Below are 20,105 nucleotides of genomic sequence, written 5' to 3' on the forward strand. Positions count from 1 at the left end.
AGTTTTTCAGAATGAATAAAATCATTTTAGCAGCAGGTTGTTTTTGGGGAATACAAGAAATTTTTGATTCTACACCTGGGGTTATAAAAACAAAAGCTGGTTATACTGGTGGAAATGTTGAACATCCCACATATGAAATGATCTGCTCTGGAACAACTAATCATGCAGAAGCAGTTGAAATCGAATTTGATTCAAAGGTCATATCTTATAAACAATTGTTAAAAATTTTTTGGGCCATACACGATCCAACTACTCTAAATAAACAAGGACCTGATATTGGGACTCAGTATCGTTCAGCAATATTTTATCTTAATGATCCTCAAAGATTAGATGCAGAAGAATCTAAGTCTGAGATAAATACGAAACAGTACAATGGAAGAGTAGTCACAGAAATTACTAAGCATTCTATATTTTATACTGCAGAAGAATATCACCAATACTATAATAAAAAAATAAAAGAAAAATATGGGATTAGTTAATACTGATTGGTTGAGGAAAAACCTACTGAGTGATAATATTAAAATTTTGGATTGTTCTTGGCACATGCCTAATAGTAAAAGATCTGGAAAGTTGGAGTTTGAAGCATGCCACATTCCTGGATCTATATTTTTTGACATTGACGAGTTCTCCGATAAAGAAAGCTCTTTTCCCCATACAGTTTTGCCTGATGATAAGTTTTCACAAATGATTTCTAATTTGGGAATTTCCAATCAAGATCATATTATTGTGTATGATGCCCTTGGTATTTTTAGCTCCCCAAGAGTTTGGTGGATGTTTAATTATTATGGACATAATCAAATTTCAATTTTAGATGGTGGTCTAATAAAATGGTGTAAAGAAAAAAAAGAGGTAGAATCAGGAAAGAGCAAAAAATATTCAAAAACAAATTTTAAAGTTAATAAAAATCATTCCTTATTAAAAACGTATGAAGATATCAAAAAAAATATTTCTAATAATTCTTTTCAAATTTTGGATGCGAGAAATAAAGGTAGGTTTGAAGGCATAGATGCTGAACCAAGAAAAAATCTACGGAGTGGCTCTATTACAAATAGTATTAATCTACCTTGGAATGAATGTATTGATCCCGATTCAAAATGTTTTTTAGAAAAACTGGCCTTAGAACAAAAGTTCAAATCCTTAAAAATTAATGACAGCCAACCAATAGTTTTCTCTTGCGGGTCGGGTATATCTGCATGCGTTATAGGAAAAGCATTTAATATCATTAATAACAAACCAGTTAATATTTATGATGGTTCATGGACAGAATGGGCTACAAAAGAAGGTCTACTATCCTAAAAAAACTCAGTTTTACGTGGTATTATCACGATTACAAAGTCTTGGTTTCAGTGATAATTAGATCAAAAAAATTTAATAAAGAAAAATTGTAAATGAAAGTACAAAAAAAAATTATACTATTTTTAAGTATTATTACATTCCTGATTGTCTCTGTAATTGCTGGAAGAGCATTTATTGGAAAAAAAATTCAAGCAAAAATCGCGCAAGCAAAAAGAGCTCCTGTCGGAGTTATTGCAACAAAAGTTTCGTACTTTTCATTTTATGATCAGATTGATACTTTTGGTACCGCTATTGCCAATCAATCTTTTTCAATAAGAATAAAAAAAGACAATCTAGTAAGTTCTATCGATTTTGATAAATATCTGTTTGTAAAAAAAGGAACAGAAATTGCAAGGCTTACTAATGAGCAATCCATCATCGCACCTTTTTCAGGTAGAGTAGGAAAAAGAGAAATTACTCCTGGAATTTTAGGCGGTGAAAATTCTATTATCGCCAATCTTGATGACATTAAAATTTTAAAAGTAGATGTTAAACTTCCTGAGAATTATGTTTCAGTAATTAAGCAAGGGTTAAAAGTTCTAGTAAAAACAGATGCCTATAAAGAAAAGTTTGAAGGCACTATAAGCTCTGTTAGCTCGAGGGTAGACCCAACTACTAGATCTATTCTAGTTCAAGCAAAGATTAATAATTCAGATGAGAAATTAATACCAGGCATGCTGTTAAATCTTAAAGTTGTTTTTAGTGAAAAGCAGTCTTTATCTGTTCCTGAAGAAGCTCTGCTAATCCAGGGGAAAGAAAAATTTATTTATAAGATTGTTGATAATGTGATTCAAAAAACAAAAGTAGAAATTGGTAGGAGAAATGAAGGGAAGATAGAAATTCTTTCTGGATTAGAAGAAAATGAAATTGTTTTAGCAGAAGGCACTAATAAAGTTAGACCCAAAAGAAAAGTAAAAATCTCACAAACAATAAAATAGTATGTTTTTAACAGATCTTTCTATTAAACGTCCTGTATTTGCAACAGTGCTTAGTTTGGTTTTGGTTCTATTTGGTATTGTTACTTTTAATAAAATTCCTTTAAGAGAGCTTCCGGATGTGGAGACTGCAAAGGTATCCATTCGAGTAGATTACAGTGGAGCTTCTGCCTCTATCGTTGATTCTCAAATTACTCAAAAAATTGAGGATCGAGTTGGTGGAACTCCTGGAGTAGTTACAGTTGATTCAAAGAGTCAGGATGGAAGATCCACTATTAATTTAGAATTTGATTTAGGAATTGATCTAGATACTGCAACAAATGATGTAAGGGAAAGAATAGCAAGAATTGTGGACGATATTCCCGATCAAGCCGAACCACCCCAAATTTTCAAAGCTTCCGCTGCAAGAACAACCACTATGTGGCTCTCTTTTTCGAGTGCAGTTATGTCTGATTTGGAACTAACAGATTATGCCAATAGATATCTAAAAGACGCTTTTTCTAACGTTCCAGGAGTCGGACAGATTAGATTAGGTGGAGAAAGAGAATTGTCTCTTAGAATTTGGCTAGATCCAACAGCAATGGCTGCTCGGAATATTACTGTTCAGGAACTTGAAAGCACTCTTAGAAAACAAAATGTGGAATTCCCTGCTGGAAAGATTGAATCCAAGAGTATGGATTTAATTATTAAGGTAGAAAAAGCTTATGTAAAAATTGAAGATTATCAGAACCTTGTTCTCAAGAGAAATAGTGATGGGTCTTTGGTTAAGTTGAGAGATGTTGCCAAGTTAGAATTTGGAGCTTTAAATACTAGTACCCTTTTTAAAGGAAATGGAAGACAAATTGTGGGGCTGGGTATTTATCAACAATCTACAGCAAACACTATTGAAGTCGCGAAACTAGTAAAAGAAAAAATAAAAGAGATTGCTCCTTCTTTACCTGAGGGTTCAAGTTTGGAAGTATCTTTTGATAGATCCACTTATATTGGAGAGGCTATTAAAGAAGTTTATAAAACAATTATTATTGCTGTTATTCTAGTAATTATAATAATTTTTTTATTTCTTGGAAATTTAACTGCAGTAATTATACCTGCTGTTGCCATTCCTGTGTGTCTTATCTCAACTTTTCTAGCGATTTATTTAGCTGGATTTAGTATTAATTTGTTTACTCTAATGGCAATTGTCATCTCTATAGGAATAGTGGTGGATGATGCAATTGTGATGGGGGAAAATATTTATAGAAGAATGGAAGGGGGAGAAACCTCCCTAATTGCTGCCTACAAAGGTTCTAAGCAAGTAGCATTTGCTATAATAGCAACAACGTTAGTTTTGGTTTCAGTTTTTCTTCCTTTAATTTTTATTAAAGGATTGATCGGAAGGTTATTTTTAGAAATGGCTATTACTATGTCTTTTGCAGTTATTATTTCAAGTTTTGTCGCCTTGAGTCTCTCCCCTATGATTGGATCAAAATATTTAAAAATAAAAAAAATAAACCTAAAATTACTGAAAAATTTAATGCTTACTTTAGAAAGTTTGAAGCTTTTTATTCTGAAACATTAGAATACGTTCTACAAAGAAAAAAAAGTATTATTATTTTTCTAATTTTTGTACTATGTGCCAATTTTCTTTTATTTACTATTTCCAAAAAAGAATTACTTCCAAAAGAAGATAGGGGTGTTTTCTTTGTAATTATTAAAGCTGCTCAAGGATCGGGATTTAATTTTACCTCCAAAAAAGTTGAGCAAATTGAAGAAAAGTTTTTACCTAAGGTTGGTAAGGGAGAAATACGAAGACTCTTATTACGTGTTCCTGGTTTTGGAAGTAGCGGAAAACAAGTAAATTCTGGATTCATTATTGTGCTGTTAGAAGACTGGAGTAAAAGAAAAAGATCTGGCCAAACAATTATGAGGTCTGCTTTCGCAGATATAGCTAAAGTACCTGGTATTTTAGCTTTTCCAGTAATGCCTCAATCAATTCGTTCTGGAGGTGTTAGTAAGCCAGTGCAGTTTGTTTTGTTGGGAAATACCTACGAGAAACTTACAGAATGGAAAGAAATTATCAAAGCAGAAGCTAGAAAAAATCCTGGCTTGAATAGTGTTGAGGATGATTATGCAATAACTAAACCAGAATTAAAAGTAGAAATTAATAATGAGAAAGCTGCAGACCTAGGTATATCCATAGACTCTATTGGGAAATCAATAGAAACTTTTTTTGGCTCTAGGAATGTAACTAAATTTACAAATGATGGAAAAGAATACAATATAGTTTTACAATCGGACATAAGTAATCGATCTGATTCTTCTGGAATAAATAAGATTTTTGTTAGATCTGAAACTAATGGAAAATTAATTCCACTGTCATCTGTTACGTCATTGTCAGAAAGTGCCGCTCCACAATCTTTAAATAGATTTAATAGACAAAGAGCCGTGACTATTTCTGCAAGATTAGCTGGTGGATATACTCTTGCTGAAGCATTGAAATACCTGGAACAAGCAGTTAAGGAAAAGCTGCCTGCAGAAGCAAAGATTGCTTACAAGGGAGAATCGGAAGAATATCAAAAAACTAATATTGGTATTTATTTAATTTTCGCCTTAGCTCTTTTGACTGCATATCTTTCTATGGCTGCGCAATTTGAAAGCTGGAAACACCCATTTACAATTATGCTTACTGTACCATTGGCTATCTTTGGTGGTATTATTGGACTGCTCGTAGCTGGTAGCTCATTAAATATTTATAGCCAGATTGGTTTAATAATCCTCATAGGATTATCTGCTAAAAATGGAATTTTGATTGTAGAATTTGCAAATCAATTGCGAGTGGAAGGTCAAAATATTAGAGAGGCAATTCTTAACTCTTGCAAGGTAAGATTAAGACCAATTTTAATGACCTCTCTCTCAACCATTGTTGGTGTGCTCCCGCTAATCTTAGGCTCTGGACCAGGAGAAGCAAGCAGACTAACCATCGGGGTCGTGATTTTTTCAGGAATGATCTTCTCTACTTTTTTTACTTTATATGTAATTCCTTCAATCTACCTGATGATAAGTAAAAATACTCAAAGAATAGATGCTGTAGAAATTGAGCTCAATAAACAACTTAAAGCCAAATAGTTAAAAAAAGATAAATTTATTCCTGTCTAATCTAGACTTGCATTTCTTTAATTGCCCTTTGTACTTTCGAGCTTGAGAGCTTACTTCTCTAGCATAAGAAACTACGTTTGTTTTATTCTTATAATTTTTATAATTACCCCAACCTTCATGGTAAGCAAGATATTGACGATAATAATCTTTTTTACTTATTCTTAATTTTTTGTTCGTCTGGTGTATATACCAACCAATAAAATCTGAAGAATCTTTGAATCTTACTCTTAACGCTAGATCGTTTCCTGTATCTTGCTTATACATATCCCAAGTACCAATAACGGCCTGCGAATATCCAAAAGAACTGGAAGGTCTTTTCCAAGGAATGATCTTAAATATTTTAGTTCTTCCTGGCTTAGCTAACCAATCAAAAGAGCTTTCTCTTTTTATGATGGCCATCTGAAGTTCTATAGGAGCTCCCCATTTTTTTTCTGTTGCTAACGCATTCTTAAACCAAAAGTATTTTTCAGAAAAAATAGAACACGCATTCGAAGTATTTTTGGGGATAGAACTACAACCTGAAACTACTAAAAGTGTTAAAAAACAAAGTATTAATTTTTTTTTTCGAATCACGTATTTACTATAAAGCAAATAAATATGAAATTTATGTTTAATCATTGCTGATCTTTCAAAAATGGCATAGATAAATTTATCATAATGGCGAATTTAATATTAGTGAGACACGGCCAAAGTCAGTGGAACTTAGAAAATAGGTTCACAGGATGGTACGATGCCCAACTAACAGGGCAAGGAAAGGAAGAGGCTAAAAAATCTGGTCAACTCATTCATCAGTTAAATATTAACTTTGAGCAAGCTTTCACTTCCTTTCAAAAAAGAGCATTTAATACCCTGTCAATTATTTTAGAAGAAATTGATCAAAAAAATTTAATTACCACAAAGGCTTGGCAACTGAATGAAAGGCATTACGGTGGATTGCAGGGACTAAATAAAGCCGAAACTGCCAAGAAGTATGGGGAAGAGCAGGTCATGACTTGGAGAAGAAGTTACAAAACACCCCCTCCGGATCTAGACCCAAGTGATCCTAACCACCCTATTCATAATAAAATTTACAAAGATATTGATCCAAAATTAATTCCTAATTCAGAATCTTTGCTAGATACGTATAACCGTGCAGTCCCTTTTTATATTAAAGAAATAGAATCTATGCTGAAGAAAGAAAAAAATATTTTAGTCTCCGCTCATGGAAATAGCTTAAGAGCTATTTGTAAAAAAATTTTTAATATTTCTGATGCAATGATTACAAAGTTAGAAATTCCAACTGGAAATCCAATTCTTATTGAAATGGATAACTTGAAAGTAAATGCTTTTAAATATCTTGATGAAGCTCGATCTAAAGAAATTATTACTGATCAATAGTCTTTTTCTTAATCAATTGATTATAAATTTCTAAGTTAGTGGCGTGTAGAAAGAAGCATGAAGACAAACATCCATTCAAACTTTCTTGTGCAATTAAATCATTCCATATTTCATTCATAGAAAAAATATCGCCCTCTTTTTTTAAATTAAAAATATTAGGGTTAAGCAATTGACATCCTGTATAAATATAATCATTACTACTCTTATTGAGAAAATTGTTTTTATCTAGACTAAAATCACCAGATAAATTTTTATCAAAACTGTTTTTTTTATGTGCCAATAAAAGAGCGGCTTTATTATTCCCATTTTTAAAAACTTCTTTTAACTTAAGCAAATCATCAGAGTAGCTTCTTGTCCAAATTGTATCACTATTTAAAACATAAAAATTTTCCTGTTCAAAGAAGTTCATCGCATTCAATATACCTCCACCAGTATCTAAAATAGTTTTTTCATAGGAAAGGGAAATGTTAGGATATTTTTTGGTTATAAATTCTGATATTTTTTCATGTAAATAGTGTGAATTAATAATAATTTCTGTAATGTTATTTTCACGCAATAAATCAATGGAATATTCTATTAATTTTTTTCCTCCAATTTCTAATAAAGGTTTAGGGTTTTCTTTGGTTAAAGGTAACAATCTTTTTCCGAACCCCGCTGCTAAAATAATTGCTTTCTTGATTAGCATTCGGTGTTACTTTCTCTTATTCGCTGGTAGATAGTCATTTAATATTTTACTAAATTCATGAAAAATAGGGTTTTTGAGTCTTAAATGCAACAAAGACCAAGTATAAGGAATTAAATTAAGATATTTCTTCTTACCATCTCGCAGATACAGTCTGTAAAAAATCCCAATAATTTTCAAACTTCTCTGGACAGAAAGAATATCAAAATCATCTTGAAAAGTCTTTGAATCGATTGCTAGTTTTTTACCTGCTCTAGAAACATAATAATTAAAAATTTTATTTTTTAATTTTGTAGTAGTCTTAATTCTAACATCATCTATTAATGACATAATGTCATAAGCATGATTACCCAACAGTGCATCTTGAGAATCAATTATTCCTACTTTTTTTTTGTAATCCATTAAATTAGATACGTGAAAATCACGATGAACAAAAAATGTATTCGGTCCTTTAATTTGGGTAAAAATTTTTGACAAAATCTTTTTTGCTTTTTTTGTGAATGATGGTATTTTTTTTTTAGATATACAAGTCGGAACATACCATTGAAAAAAAAGATTACTTTCTTTAGTTAGTATTTTTTTGGAATAATTGTTTTTAATAACTTTATGTGTTTTAGAATTAATTTTAATCTTCTGAATATTAATTAAAGTATCTACTATTTTTTTATAATATTTTAATGGTTTTTTTGTTTTATTCAAAATATCTCTATAACTTTTGTTACCAAAATCTTCTACTATCATGTAATTAGAATTTAGATCTATCTTAACTAGCTTGGGTGCCACGATCTTATTTTTAATTAAAAACGAGTTGATAGATGCGTATGTTTTGAGATTAATTTTTTTTCTTTTGTACAGTAAATGAGAATGTATTTTTTATTTTTAACTTTAATTCTATAAAATGTTCGAAAAGAAGCATCACCCGCTACTATTTCTAATTTATTTTTTTTTAAATCGTCCAAAATATTTAACATTGGCTTTTCGTAGATCATGGGTTTTTGTATGTTTTAAAAGAATTTCAATTCTATCTTTGTGTTTTTTTTTTATTAAGTCTGGCCATTCTATTATATTTAAAAATAAATATTCTTGATTAAATATTCCAATGTTATCCAATTCTTTTATTCTTTTAATTCTGTACAAATCATAATGGGCAATATTTATATTTTTATTAATAGTGTAATACTGCACTATATTGTAGGTTGGACTAACTACCTCTTCTTTCTTTGCTTTAAATTTTTGCTGAAAGCTTTGTATAAAAAATCGAGAAAATGTTGTTTTGCCAGCTCCAATTTCACCATACAAATATATTGAGTCGCCCACTTTAACTTTTTTAGAAATTTTTTTAGATAATGATTGAAGTTGCTTTATGGAAATAAATTCCATGGCCTTTAATATCTATAGCTATCGTGCTTAAATGGACCTTGTTGTTTTACACTAATATAGTCGGCTTGTTCCTTGCTTAATTTAGTTAGCTTTGCTCCCACTTTTTCTAAGTGAAGTGCTGCAACTTTTTCATCTAAATGCTTAGGTAGTACGTACACTTGGTTTTCATATTTATCTGTATTGTTCCAAAGCTCTATTTGAGCAATAACTTGGTTAGTAAAGGAAGCGCTCATAACAAAACTAGGGTGACCTGTACCACAACCTAGATTAACTAGTCTTCCCTCTGCTAGTAAAATAATTCTTTTTTTACTTGGTAGTTCAATTTCGTGCACTTGAGGTTTAATCTCTGTCCACTTGTAATTCTTTAATGCATCTACTTGAATTTCGTTATCAAAGTGTCCTATGTTACAAAGTATAGCTCTATCTTTCATCAATCTCATGTGATCTGCCGTAACAATATCTTTATTACCTGTTGCGGTAACTACTATGTCAGCTTCTTTAATAGACTCATCCATAACAACTACTTCATAGCCTTCCATAGCTGCTTGCAGTGCACAAATTGGATCTGTTTCTGTCACCATTACTCTAGCTCCACTTTGTCTAAGAGATGCTGCACTACCTTTTCCTACATCACCAAATCCTGCAACGATTGCTACTTTACCTGACATCATGACATCTGTTGCTCGCTTGATTCCATCGACAAGACTTTCTCTACAGCCATAAAGATTATCAAACTTAGATTTTGTTACTGAGTCGTTTACATTAATTGCTGGTATTAATAATTTTTTATCTTCGGCCATTTTATTTAAAGCCAACACTCCGGTCGTTGTTTCTTCCGAAACTCCTTTTACATCTTTTAACAGATGCGAATATTCTTTATGCATAAGGTCCGTAAGATCACCTCCATCATCTAATATCATGTTAGGCTTCCAGTCCTTATTTCCTTCAATGGTTTGTTTAACACACCACCAATATTCTTCCTCGGTTTCACCTTTCCAAGCAAATACCGGAATTCCTTTTTTTGCAATTGCTGCAGCTGCGTGATCTTGGGTTGAAAATATATTGCAAGAAGACCATCTTACAGAAGCACCCAATGCTACCAATGTATCTATTAATACAGCTGTTTGAATTGTCATGTGAAGGCATCCAAGAATATTTGCCCCTTTTAAAGGTTGTTGAGCAGAATACTCTTTTCTTAGAGCCATTAGTCCCGGCATTTCTGTTTCAGCAAGAGAAATTTCTCTATCTCCAAAATCAGCAAGGCCAATATCTTTAATTTTATAATCCATATTTTTACATGCAAGTAGCAACATTGCTTTTACAAATCAATTGTTTATTTCCTCAGAGGTAACTGAATATCTATAACTGCCCCGGAATTTGATTTTTTTGAGAAATTGTATGCTTTTATAGACCCTTTGTGAGAATCGATAATATTTTTTACAATATTTAGACCTAATCCTGAATGATTAACCGAACTATCATCTGGTCTATCGCTATAAAATCTCTCAAAGATCTTACTAACATTTTTTTCATCAAAACCCGGGCCTTTATCTGTAACTAATATTTCTACTTCTTTGTCCTTATTTTTTTTTGCAATAGACAATATTACCTCTGCATTGTTTGGACTAAAGGAAACTGCATTTTCTAAAACATTTGCTACAACTTGTTCGATTCTACTTTCTACTCCAAACACCTTTGCATCGGACAATTTAGATGTATTTTTAAAATTTATAGAAATATTTTTATCCAAAGTTTTAATGTCTGTATTAAAATCTTCAATCACACTTTCTATCAAAGGTATTAAATCAAATTCTTTAGTAACCGATCTTGATTGACTGGCCTCATCTTTGAGAACTTGAGAATAATCTGTTATAAGTCGTTCAATACGCTCTACATCATTAGATATAATTCTTAACAACTTATTTCTTTTAACGTCATCACTAGTATTGATTAATAATTCTGAAGCACCTTTTAATGATGCAAGTGGATTTCTAATTTCATGTGTAAGATCTGATGCAAATCTTTCTGCAAGATCAATACGATCATAAAGTGTAGAAGTCATATCTCTTAAGGACCTAGACAAGTTACCAATTTCATCGTCTCGGGGCTCTATTTGATTGCCTAAATTATTTTTTTTACTTTCTGGAGATGCCTGATTGGCAAAAATATTCAATTCTCTGATTGGCTTGATAATATAAGCATTTAAAAAGATAGAAAAAATTAAAATAATAATAGCAGCAATTAAGACTGACCTCAGTACAAAGTTTTTTCTTTCCTCAACAGCCAGCATAATTTCATTAGAAATTTCTGAAATTACAATTGTTAATGTTTCATTGTTTTCTAAAAAAATTTTTGAGAATGTATGAACAATTAGGTTTTTGTTAACAAATTCAGATGCTGCAAAGTTATTCTCGTCAACTAATCTTTGTGTCTGCTCTGTTAAAAAATTTGAATTTACTAGATTCTGCTTTAAATCATTTTTTAAAATTATTTCTTTTTTAGGTATATTCTTCAATGTGTATTCCTCAATTCTTGAAGGTCTAGAAAAAACACCCTGCTCAATATCTAGAAGAACGGAGTCTAATATAAGATTATTTTCTTTATCTAAAAATTTTATTTGGTCAATCTCATCAAATAAAAATTTAGATTTAATCAAAAAACTTTTTAGTTGCTCTTTTTGAATATTAATTTTTTGAATATTTAAATTAGCTTCTATATTTTTAATGACTCTTAAGTGCTTGTTAGACTGTTTTGATATCAATTCTGGCTGAATAGCTTTTAAATAAAGAAACGTAAAAAAACTTAAAATAATAAATATAAATAAGTTAAAAACTAAGAACTGAGTTAGTAAAGACCGGGAGGATAATAATCTAGCAATCATTGCTATCCTACATTCCAACGATAGCCACTTCCATATCTAGTTTCTATAGCTGAAAAATCTTTATCAATTTTTTTAAATTTTTTTCTAATTCTCTTAACATGACTATCAATAGTTCTGTCTTCTATGTCATTATTCTCTCTATAGGCAATAGTCATTAGGTGTGACCTCTCTTTAATAACACCAGGTCTTTTCGCCAACTCATAGACTATTTGAAATTCGGTTGTTGTTAATTTGTCTGGTAGCGCTTGACTATCCCAATGACACTCTAATTGTTCTGGGTCGAGAATTAATTTTCCATGTTGAATTGTATTCTTGCTAATAGGTGCGTTTTGATCTCTTTTTCTAAATTGAACTTTGATTCTTTCTATTAAAACTTTGATTGAAAAACCTCCAGATTTTTTTACAAAGTCATCCGCTCCTAGTTTCAAGCCAAGCAATTCATCAACCTCTTCATCCTTGGATGTTAAAAAAATAATAGGAATATCTGTTTTTTTTCTTAGTTTTTTTAAAAGTTCCTCTCCATTCATTCTTGGCATTTTAATATCTATAACTGCCAAATCCGGTGGGGTTCTTGTAATTCCTATGTAGGCACTTTCTCCATCAAGGTATGTTTGAACTTTAAAGCCTTCATTTTCTAGGGCCATAGAAACACTTGTTAAAATATTTCTATCATCATCAACTAATGCAATTATTTTGCTCATATTTAATAATGAATATTATCAAAAAAAGTCAAAAAAAAGACTACTAATTTAATGAGCCTCACTCCAGTTTTTACCACTTTTTACATCTACTGTGAGTGGAATGCTAAATTTGACTAAAGGCTCAGAGGCATTTTCCATCTCATGAGCTATTTTTTGCTGAACACTAGATACATCTTTTTCCTTACACTCTAATAAAAGCTCGTCATGCACCTGAATAAGTAAGCTTGCTGGTATCTCTTTAGCAGAAATTTTTTTGTCGATTTGGATCATTGCTAATCTTAACAAGTCAGCTGCCGTACCTTGAATGGGAGCATTAATACAAGCTCTTTCTTGAAATGTTCTTAGGGTATGATTTTTATCATTGATGTTAGGAAAGTGACATTTTCGATCAAATAAAGTTTTTACGTAACCATTCTTTCTACAAAATGTTATATTTTCATTCATAAAATCTCTTATTTCAGGAAATTTTCCAAAATAGGATTTTAAAAAATTCTCTGCTTCAGAATTGCTAACAGATATTTGTTTTGCCAAACCATAAGAAGAAATTCCATAAATAATTCCAAAGTTGATTGCTTTTGCTTTTCTTCTCATATCCTCATCTACTTTTTTTAAAGAAACATCAAATATTTGGCTCGCCGTTAAAGTATGAATATCTTCTTTGTTTAAAAAGGCTTTTTTTAACTCCTTAACGTCCCCCATATGAGCAAGAATCCTCATTTCTATTTGACTATAGTCAGCCGAGATTAGTTTCGAGTTTTTATCAGACACAAATGCAGATCTAATTTCTTTTCCTTCTATATTTTTGATAGGAATGTTTTGCAAATTTGGATTGGCACTAGCAAGCCTACCTGTGGTGGTGGCTGCCAATAAAAAGGAGGTATGCACCCGTTTACTTTTGGCGTTAATATAAGTTGGTAGAGTATCCGTGTATGTATTTTTAAGTTTAGATTTTTGTCTCCAATTCAAAACTAATTTAGGAAATTCATGTCCTTGGGATGCTAGATCTTCTAACACTGCCACATTAGTAGCAAAATTTCCTTTTTTAGTCTTTTTGCTTCCGGCAATTTTTAACTTCTCATAAATAACATCTCCTAATTGCTTGGGAGAACCAATGTTAAATTCTTCCTTGGCAATTTTAAATATTTTTTTTTCGAGGTTTTGAATTTCTATTTCAAATTTTTTAGACAATTTTTCTAAAATGTTTTTGTCTATTTTTATTCCATTGTTTTCAACTGAAGATAATATTTTAATTAATGGCTTTTCTAAATTGTCATAGACGCCAAGAACATTTTCATTAAATAGTCTTTTTTCAAACATTTTGTAGAGTCTAAGAGTAATATCAGCATCTTCGCAGGCATAATCTTTTGCTTGTTCTATATCTACAAAATCAAAAGTGACTTGGGATTTTCCTATTCCGGCAACATCTTTAAATGAAATAGTTTTGTGATTTAAATGAAGCTCTGACAAAAGATCCATACCATGTCTATTTTTTCCTGCGTCTAAGGAATATGACATCAGCATAGTATCTTCTATTGAGTTCATCTGAATGCCATGTTTTAGAAAAATTCTATAATCATATTTAATATTTTGACCCACTTTTTTAACTGTTGGGTCCTCCAAGTAAGGCTTAATGACACTCAATACATCTTTTAGCTTTAACTGCTTTTTGATTGATGGATCAGATTTGTTTTGATGACCGATAGGAATATAAAATGCTTCTCCAGGCCTATAGGACAAGGAAATACCAACCAAGTTAGCAACCATTGTGTCCAATGAATTGGTTTCCGTATCAATTGCAAACAATCCTTTTTCATCTGATTTTTTTAGTACACTCTTCAATTCACTCATGTCAAAAATTAGGGAGAATTTTTTTTCTATAATTTTTTCTGGAACGTCTGGTAATTTGCCAGATTCAACACTTGGCTCTTTAGACTCTGTAAGTTTAGATTGAGGAGATGCTTTTCCTGAAAATTTTCCATAATCACTTTCTAATTTTTTAAAAAGCCTACCAAACTCCATTTCCTGCAAAAACTTTAATATTTTATCAGGATCGATGGATTTAAGGGCAAACTCGTCTAAAGAGGTTTTGACAGGCACATCTTTTTTTAAAGTTACTAACTTTTTGCTTATTAAAGCCTTGTCTTTATTATCTAGCAAAGTCTGCCTACGTTTAGGCTGCTTTATGCTGGAAGCATTTTCTAAAACTTTTTCCAAAGAACCAAACTGATTTATCAATTCCGCTGCTGTTTTAATTCCAATACCTGGTACTCCAGGTATATTGTCCGATGAATCGCCAGCTAAGGACTGGACGTCAATTACTTTATCTGGATAAACTCCGAATTTTTCTTTGACCTCTTCTTTGCCAATGTACTTATCTTTCATTGTATCCATCATAAAAGTATTCTCATCAACCAACTGCATAAGATCTTTATCGGATGAAATAATTGTTACTTTTATATTCTTTTTTGATGCCTGTTCTTTATAGGTGGCTATCAAATCGTCTGCCTCATAATTTGCTAATTCAACTCCTAAAATGTTAAAGGCCTCTACGGCTTTTCTTATGTAGCTAAATTGTGGAATAAGATCTTCAGGTGTGTCTTGTCTATTGGCTTTATACTCTTTGTAAATATCGTTTCTAAAATTTTTTCTTGCAGTATCAAATATAACTGCAAAGTGTGTTGGTCGATCTACTTTATCTAAAGACCTAGATTCTTCTAAAAATTTATAAAGCATGTTACAAAAACCACTCACTGCACCAACTGGTAAGCCATCGCTTTTTCTTGTTAAAGGTGGAAGGGCATAATAAGCCCTAAAGATATAACCAGAGCCATCAATTAAATAAATATGTTTTTTGGAGTTATTGGCCATAAAAGTAATTTCTTTTATAGAAATTATTGAGTATTAATACAATTAATACTTCATGAATAATTCAATTGCCTTAGAAATAAAAAATGTAGGTAAGACTTACAAATTGCAAGATGGCAATTCCTTGAAAGCCTTAGATGACATTACGTTTAATGTTAAGCAGGGAGAAATCTTTGGATTACTGGGTCCTAACGGTGCTGGAAAATCCACCTTGATTAATATTCTAGGAGGAACAGTCATTAAGTCCAATGGCTTGGTTAATGTATGGGGTTTTGACTTGGACTTAAATCCTAGACAAGTAAGGGCTTCAATTGGAATAGTTCCTCAGGAGATTAACGTTGATCCATTTTTTACTCCTAAAAAATTATTAGATATTCAAGCGGGCATGTACGGCGTCGCTAAAAAAGACAGGATTACAGATAAAATATTAGAACTTACCAGCCTTACAGATAAAGCAGATTCATATATGAGGTCTCTATCCGGCGGAATGAAAAGGAGATTGTTGCTTGCAAAAGCAATGGTGCATCAGCCTCCAATCTTAATATTAGACGAGCCAACAGCTGGTGTTGATGTTGATTTAAGACAAAAACTTTTAGAAAATGTTAAAGAACTCAACAAGCAAGGAGTAACTATTATTTTGACCACTCACTACCTTCAAGAAGCAGAGGAGCTTTGTGATAGAATAGCTATTATTAATCATGGGAAGATTGTTGCATTGGACAAAACTGAAAATCTACTGGCAGAGATTCATTTAAAAAAAATAAAATTTAAAGTGAAAAACTTTAAAAACATTGGTGATAAATTAGATGATCATCTAAAAATAAAATACTTAAAAAATAACCAAATATCGGTAAAATACGATAAAACAATTAGTAATATTGAAAACATAATTTTTAAAATTAAAGAAAAAGGTCTTGAAATTGAAGACATAATGACTGAAGATGCTGATTTAGAGGATGTATTTATTAAACTAACAAAAAATTTATGATTACAAACAAATATACAAACTCCACAAAATCAATTCAAATTGTATCTTACTTTTTAATTTTGTTAATTGGATCTGCACTTCTTATTATATCTTCAAAAATAAAAGTCCCTTTTTATCCAGTTCCAATGACCATGCAAACTTTTATAATTATTTTTTTTGGATCTTTTTTTGGGTGGAAAAAAGCAAGCTTAATTGTTTTAACTTATTTAATGGAAGGCTTGTTTGGCTTTCCTGTTTTTGCAGGTACTCCTGAAAAAGGACTTGGGTTAAGCTATATGGTTGGCCCAACTGGTGGGTATTTGTTAGGATTCTTATTTACTGCTTTTTTGTCTGGATACTTTAATTTAAGAACTAATTTTATTTTACGTTTTTTCTATCTAGCTGTTTCGGTAGTTCCCATTTATCTTCTTGGATATTTGTGGCTAGGTTACCTTGTGGGATGGGGTAAGCCAATATTTGAAATTGGAGTACAACCTTTTATTCTTGCAGAATTTTTCAAAATATTATTACTTGCCCTAATAATTCCAAAAATTTTTAGTCTAAAAAAAAACTTAGAATGATTATCTAGGGGATCTTTTGGAGAGAATTCTCTGTAAGGTTCTACGATGCATTTTTAACCTTCTTGCTGTTTCAGAAACATTGCGATTGCAAAGTTCAAACACGCGCTGAATATGTTCCCATTTCACTCGATCGGCCGACATTGGATTCTCGGGTGGGGCTGCTTTTCTATCTGGGGCTGCTAATAAGGCTGCCTCAACAGCTTCCGCATCTGCAGGCTTTGAAATGTAATCTATAGCTCCGGCTTTAACAGCTGCAACTGCTGTTGGTAAATTTCCATATCCTGTAAGCATAACTATTCGGCTATCTTCTTTAATTCGGTGAATTTCGTCAACTACATCCAGTCCATTGCCGTCCAAAAGTCGAAGGTCGATAACAGCAAAAGCTGGGGGTTTTTTTTTAGCCATCAATTTTGCTTCTTCTACTCCCTTTGCAAGAGTTACTTCAAAGCCTTTGCTCGTCATGGCTCTTCCTAATCTTCCTCTAAACGGGTCGTCGTCATCCACTATAAGTAGCGTCTTATCTTCAAAATCATTTATTTTTAATGTGTTATTTGGAAATTTCATATTTACCTATATATGTCAAAGAAAGACAATCACAAGAGAAAACTGGGTATAAATATCATCAGAATAGATTGCTAAGCTAGTTCACATTCCAAAAAAATAATGAGTTTTTTTTCTTTACTTTAATACAGAAAAACCCTATTTGCGGAATTAAGATGGCTTTATATTTTAAATTTTATAAGTCGACTAGTAACTAACGAGAGGTTTTATGAGATGGCAAAATTTCAGTCTGTTGACGAGCTGGTCGAAGCTACAAGACCTGTAAATCCCGTTTACTGCATAAGAGAAGATAGTATAGAAACTTCTGCTGCTTGGTTTAAAAATAATTTTCCTGGAAACATATTGTATGCTGTTAAAGCAAATCCAAACGAAAAAGTTTTAAAAACTTTACTTAAAAATAATATTACAGATTTTGATACTGCCACTATTGAAGAAATTAGATTAATTAAAAAAATAGCACCGCAGGCTAAAACATACTTTATGCATACGATCAAAAGTAAAGAAAGCATCTCTGAAGCTTACTTTAAATACAATGTCAAAGATTTTTCATTAGATTCTAAAGATGAGCTAGACAAAATTCTTAAAGCTACTAATCAAGCAAAAGACTTAACTTTATATCTAAGAATACAGGCATCCAATGAACATGCAGAAATAGATCTTTCAAAAAAATTTGGAGCTACTGTTTACGAATCTTCTTCATTATTAAGACAGATAAAAGAAGTTGCGAATAAAATTGGAATTAGTTTTCACGTAGGGTCTCAATGCATGCACCCAATTTCTTATTCCAAGGCACTAAAGGATGTTAGCAGTCTAATTAAAAAAACAGGAATTGAACCTAATATTATAAATGTTGGAGGGGGATTTCCTACAACCTATCCTGATATGTATCCTCAACCACTAATTAACTATATCAATGAAATTAAAAAGAGTTTTGCTAAATTAAATTTAAAGTCAAAACCAGCGCTACTTTGTGAACCGGGACGGGCATTGGTTGCGGAGAGTGGTTCAACAGTAGTAAGAGTGGAACTTAGAAAAAAACAGAATTTATATATTAATGATGGAACTTACGGTTCATTGTTTGATGCTGGCACACCTCAATTTATTTTTCCTACTAAACCGATACAATTAAAAAAAACATTCACAAAAAGATTAGTTCCTTATAGTTTCTACGGTCCAACTTGCGATGGGATTGACTTTATGAAAGGTCCATTCATGCTACCCTCAAATATAAAACAAGGTGATTATATTGAGATTGGCCAATTAGGGGCATACGGTCTTAGCTTAAGAACAAAGTTTAATGGCTGTTACTCAGATGAGATTCACGATGTATGTGATAAACCATTAATGTCTATATATGATGCTGATGAAAACGAAAATATCAGACATTTATTCGGATAAAAAAATGAATTCTAAGAAGCCCTCTTTTTTATCAACTACTGTAGAACATATTGATATTACCTCTTTCGATGCAAGACCCATTATAGATTCAATGGGTAAGATGTCTTTTACATCTAGAGAAACAGGCAGCGCAGCTAAAATTTTTAACGAAATGATTAGTGACAAAGACTGTACAATTTTTTTAACACTGGCAGGTTCTACCTCTGCTGGAGGGTGTATGCAACTTTACTCCGATTTAATTAAATACAATATGGTTGATGCGATAGTAGCAACTGGTGCCTCTATCGTTGATATGGATTTTTTCGAAGCATTAGGATTCAAACATTACCAAGGATCCCAATTCCAAGATGACAATGTTTTAAGAGAAAATTATATTGATCGAATTTACGATACCTATATTGATGAAAATGAGTTGCAAGCCTGTGACAAGACTATATGTGAAATTGCAAACTCTTTAGATCCTAAACCGTACACTTCGAGAGAGTTTATTTGGGAGCTGGGAAAATATTTAAAGAAAAATTCCAAAAAAAAAGGTTCCCTAATTGAAACAGCTTATGACCATGGGGTTCCAATTTTTTGTCCTGCTTTTACCGACAGTTCTGCTGGCTTCGGTTTGGTCATCCATCAGGAGCAAAATCCGGATAAGCACATTACTATAGATTCTATTCGTGAATTTAGGGAGCTGACAGAAATAAAAATACAATCTAAAAATTCAGGACTGTTTATGGTCGGAGGAGGAGTTCCTAAAAATTTTATTCAAGATACTGTTATTTGTGCTGAGCTTTTAGGTGAAGAAGTTGAAATGCACAAATATGCAATTCAAATTACAGTTGCTGACTCTAGAGATGGAGCATGTAGCAGCTCTACTTTAAAAGAAGCTAGCTCATGGGGTAAAGTTGATACAACTAAAGAGCAGATGGTATTTGCTGAAGCTACTAGCGTAATTCCATTAATAGCGAGTGATGCTTACCATAGAATGAATTGGAAAGACCGACCAAGAAGAAGCTATTCAAATATTTTCAAAAAATGACATTTTTAAGTCCCGTGTCAGGTTTTTTAGGTCTTGCTAAAAAAAATAAATCCAAAAATTGTGTATGGGTAGTTCCTTTTGGACTGGAAAAGAGCGTTAGTTATGGGTCTGGCACTAAAAATGGTCCCAAGGCTATTCTCAAAGCATCTCATCAAGTGGAGTTATTTGACGAAGAGTTGTTGCAAGATTCATATAAGAACTTTCAAATAAAAACTTTAAAACCTTTTAAAATTAAAAAAAATTAACAGATGCTTTAAATCAGCTGACCATCATTACA

18 protein-coding genes and 1 pseudogene are annotated in these 20,105 nt (G+C 31.8%); 10 read left to right on the plus strand and 9 right to left on the minus strand.

All coding sequences use genetic code 11. The features are described from left to right. Window positions 1-11 precede the first annotated feature (11 nt). From msrA to SAR11G3_RS01380, 4 genes and pseudogenes are all read left to right on the plus strand, one after another. Entirely contained in the window at window positions 12-479 is a 468-nt protein-coding gene (msrA, locus tag SAR11G3_RS01365) for a peptide-methionine (S)-S-oxide reductase MsrA (RefSeq protein ID WP_013694936.1), read from the plus strand. Next, window positions 466-1,296 carry a sulfurtransferase gene (locus SAR11G3_RS01370; RefSeq protein WP_013694937.1) on the plus strand — a complete coding sequence of 277 codons (831 nt, stop codon included), beginning with the start codon at window positions 466-468 and terminating at the stop codon, window positions 1,294-1,296. Before msrA ends, SAR11G3_RS01370 begins: the two co-directional genes overlap by 14 nt. A gap of 92 nt (window positions 1,297-1,388) precedes the next feature. Further along, complete coding sequence (locus tag SAR11G3_RS01375; RefSeq protein WP_013694938.1) at window positions 1,389-2,273, plus strand: efflux RND transporter periplasmic adaptor subunit; 885 nt, start codon at window positions 1,389-1,391, stop codon at window positions 2,271-2,273. Window position 2,274: 1 nt separating this feature from the next. After that, window positions 2,275-5,375, plus strand: a pseudogene (locus tag SAR11G3_RS01380) (efflux RND transporter permease subunit). On the opposite strand, the gene SAR11G3_RS01385 reads toward SAR11G3_RS01380, so the two are convergent. Beyond that, window positions 5,376-6,023: a transglycosylase SLT domain-containing protein gene (locus SAR11G3_RS01385; protein ID WP_013694941.1), complete on the minus strand. Its 648-nt coding sequence runs from the start codon at window positions 6,021-6,023 to the stop codon at window positions 5,376-5,378. A gap of 39 nt (window positions 6,024-6,062) precedes the next feature. Here SAR11G3_RS01385 and SAR11G3_RS01390 point away from each other — a divergent pair, with 39 nt between their 5' ends. Then, the gene (locus SAR11G3_RS01390; protein ID WP_013694942.1) at window positions 6,063-6,782 is read left to right on the plus strand and encodes a 2,3-bisphosphoglycerate-dependent phosphoglycerate mutase; all 720 of its coding nucleotides are present in this window, start codon (window positions 6,063-6,065) and stop codon (window positions 6,780-6,782) included. Here SAR11G3_RS01390 and SAR11G3_RS01395 read toward each other — a convergent pair. From SAR11G3_RS01395 to polA, 7 genes are all read right to left on the minus strand, one after another. Next, window positions 6,769-7,467, minus strand: coding sequence for a nucleotidyltransferase family protein (locus SAR11G3_RS01395; protein ID WP_013694943.1), 699 nt, complete (start codon window positions 7,465-7,467; stop codon window positions 6,769-6,771). The two genes, SAR11G3_RS01390 and SAR11G3_RS01395, sit on opposite strands and share 14 nt — an antisense overlap. 6 nt (window positions 7,468-7,473) lie before the next feature. Further along, complete coding sequence (locus SAR11G3_RS01400) at window positions 7,474-8,205, minus strand: phosphotransferase (protein ID WP_013694944.1); 732 nt, start codon at window positions 8,203-8,205, stop codon at window positions 7,474-7,476. 195 nt (window positions 8,206-8,400) lie between these two features. After that, the gene (gene tsaE / locus SAR11G3_RS01405; protein WP_013694946.1) at window positions 8,401-8,844 is read right to left on the minus strand and encodes a tRNA (adenosine(37)-N6)-threonylcarbamoyltransferase complex ATPase subunit type 1 TsaE; all 444 of its coding nucleotides are present in this window, start codon (window positions 8,842-8,844) and stop codon (window positions 8,401-8,403) included. 5 nt (window positions 8,845-8,849) lie between these two features. Then, window positions 8,850-10,133: an adenosylhomocysteinase gene (gene ahcY / locus SAR11G3_RS01410; protein WP_193352846.1), complete on the minus strand. Its 1,284-nt coding sequence runs from the start codon at window positions 10,131-10,133 to the stop codon at window positions 8,850-8,852. 44 nt (window positions 10,134-10,177) lie between these two features. Beyond that, entirely contained in the window at window positions 10,178-11,725 is a 1,548-nt protein-coding gene (locus tag SAR11G3_RS01415) for a sensor histidine kinase (RefSeq protein WP_013694948.1), read from the minus strand. 2 nt (window positions 11,726-11,727) lie between these two features. Further along, on the minus strand, window positions 11,728-12,426 hold the full coding sequence (locus SAR11G3_RS01420) for a response regulator (RefSeq protein ID WP_013694949.1): 699 nt from the start codon (window positions 12,424-12,426) through the stop codon (window positions 11,728-11,730). 48 nt (window positions 12,427-12,474) lie between these two features. Further along, on the minus strand, window positions 12,475-15,294 hold the full coding sequence (gene polA, locus SAR11G3_RS01425) for a DNA polymerase I (RefSeq protein WP_013694950.1): 2,820 nt from the start codon (window positions 15,292-15,294) through the stop codon (window positions 12,475-12,477). A 52-nt stretch (window positions 15,295-15,346) separates the two neighbouring features. Here polA and SAR11G3_RS01430 point away from each other — a divergent pair, with 52 nt between their 5' ends. Together SAR11G3_RS01430 and SAR11G3_RS01435 are read left to right on the plus strand one after the other, a co-directional pair. Further along, window positions 15,347-16,279, plus strand: coding sequence for an ABC transporter ATP-binding protein (locus tag SAR11G3_RS01430; RefSeq protein ID WP_013694951.1), 933 nt, complete (start codon window positions 15,347-15,349; stop codon window positions 16,277-16,279). Continuing rightward, a complete protein-coding gene (locus SAR11G3_RS01435; RefSeq protein WP_013694952.1) occupies window positions 16,276-16,839 on the plus strand; it encodes a biotin transporter BioY in 564 nt (187 codons plus the stop codon). The genes SAR11G3_RS01430 and SAR11G3_RS01435 overlap by 4 nt, the downstream gene beginning before the upstream one ends. On the opposite strand, the gene SAR11G3_RS01440 is transcribed toward SAR11G3_RS01435, so the two are convergent. Continuing rightward, window positions 16,840-17,403 carry an ActR/PrrA/RegA family redox response regulator transcription factor gene (locus SAR11G3_RS01440; RefSeq protein WP_013694953.1) on the minus strand — a complete coding sequence of 188 codons (564 nt, stop codon included), beginning with the start codon at window positions 17,401-17,403 and terminating at the stop codon, window positions 16,840-16,842. Window positions 17,404-17,613: 210 nt separating this feature from the next. On the opposite strand from SAR11G3_RS01440, the gene SAR11G3_RS01445 reads away from it, so the two are divergent. The 3 genes from SAR11G3_RS01445 to SAR11G3_RS07775 are packed head-to-tail and all read left to right on the plus strand — an operon-like array spanning window position 17,614 to window position 20,073. Next, entirely contained in the window at window positions 17,614-18,798 is a 1,185-nt protein-coding gene (locus tag SAR11G3_RS01445) for a type III PLP-dependent enzyme (protein ID WP_013694954.1), read from the plus strand. Between the two features lie 4 nt (window positions 18,799-18,802). Continuing rightward, window positions 18,803-19,828: a 1,9-bis(guanidino)-5-aza-nonane synthase gene (locus tag SAR11G3_RS01450; protein WP_013694955.1), complete on the plus strand. Its 1,026-nt coding sequence runs from the start codon at window positions 18,803-18,805 to the stop codon at window positions 19,826-19,828. Then, the gene (locus SAR11G3_RS07775) at window positions 19,825-20,073 is read left to right on the plus strand and encodes an arginase family protein (RefSeq protein WP_013694956.1); all 249 of its coding nucleotides are present in this window, start codon (window positions 19,825-19,827) and stop codon (window positions 20,071-20,073) included. Before SAR11G3_RS01450 ends, SAR11G3_RS07775 begins: the two co-directional genes overlap by 4 nt. Window positions 20,074-20,105 lie beyond the last annotated feature (32 nt).

The sequence above is a fragment of the Candidatus Pelagibacter sp. IMCC9063 genome, assembly GCF_000195085.1.
GTDB lineage: Bacteria > Pseudomonadota > Alphaproteobacteria > Pelagibacterales > Pelagibacteraceae > IMCC9063.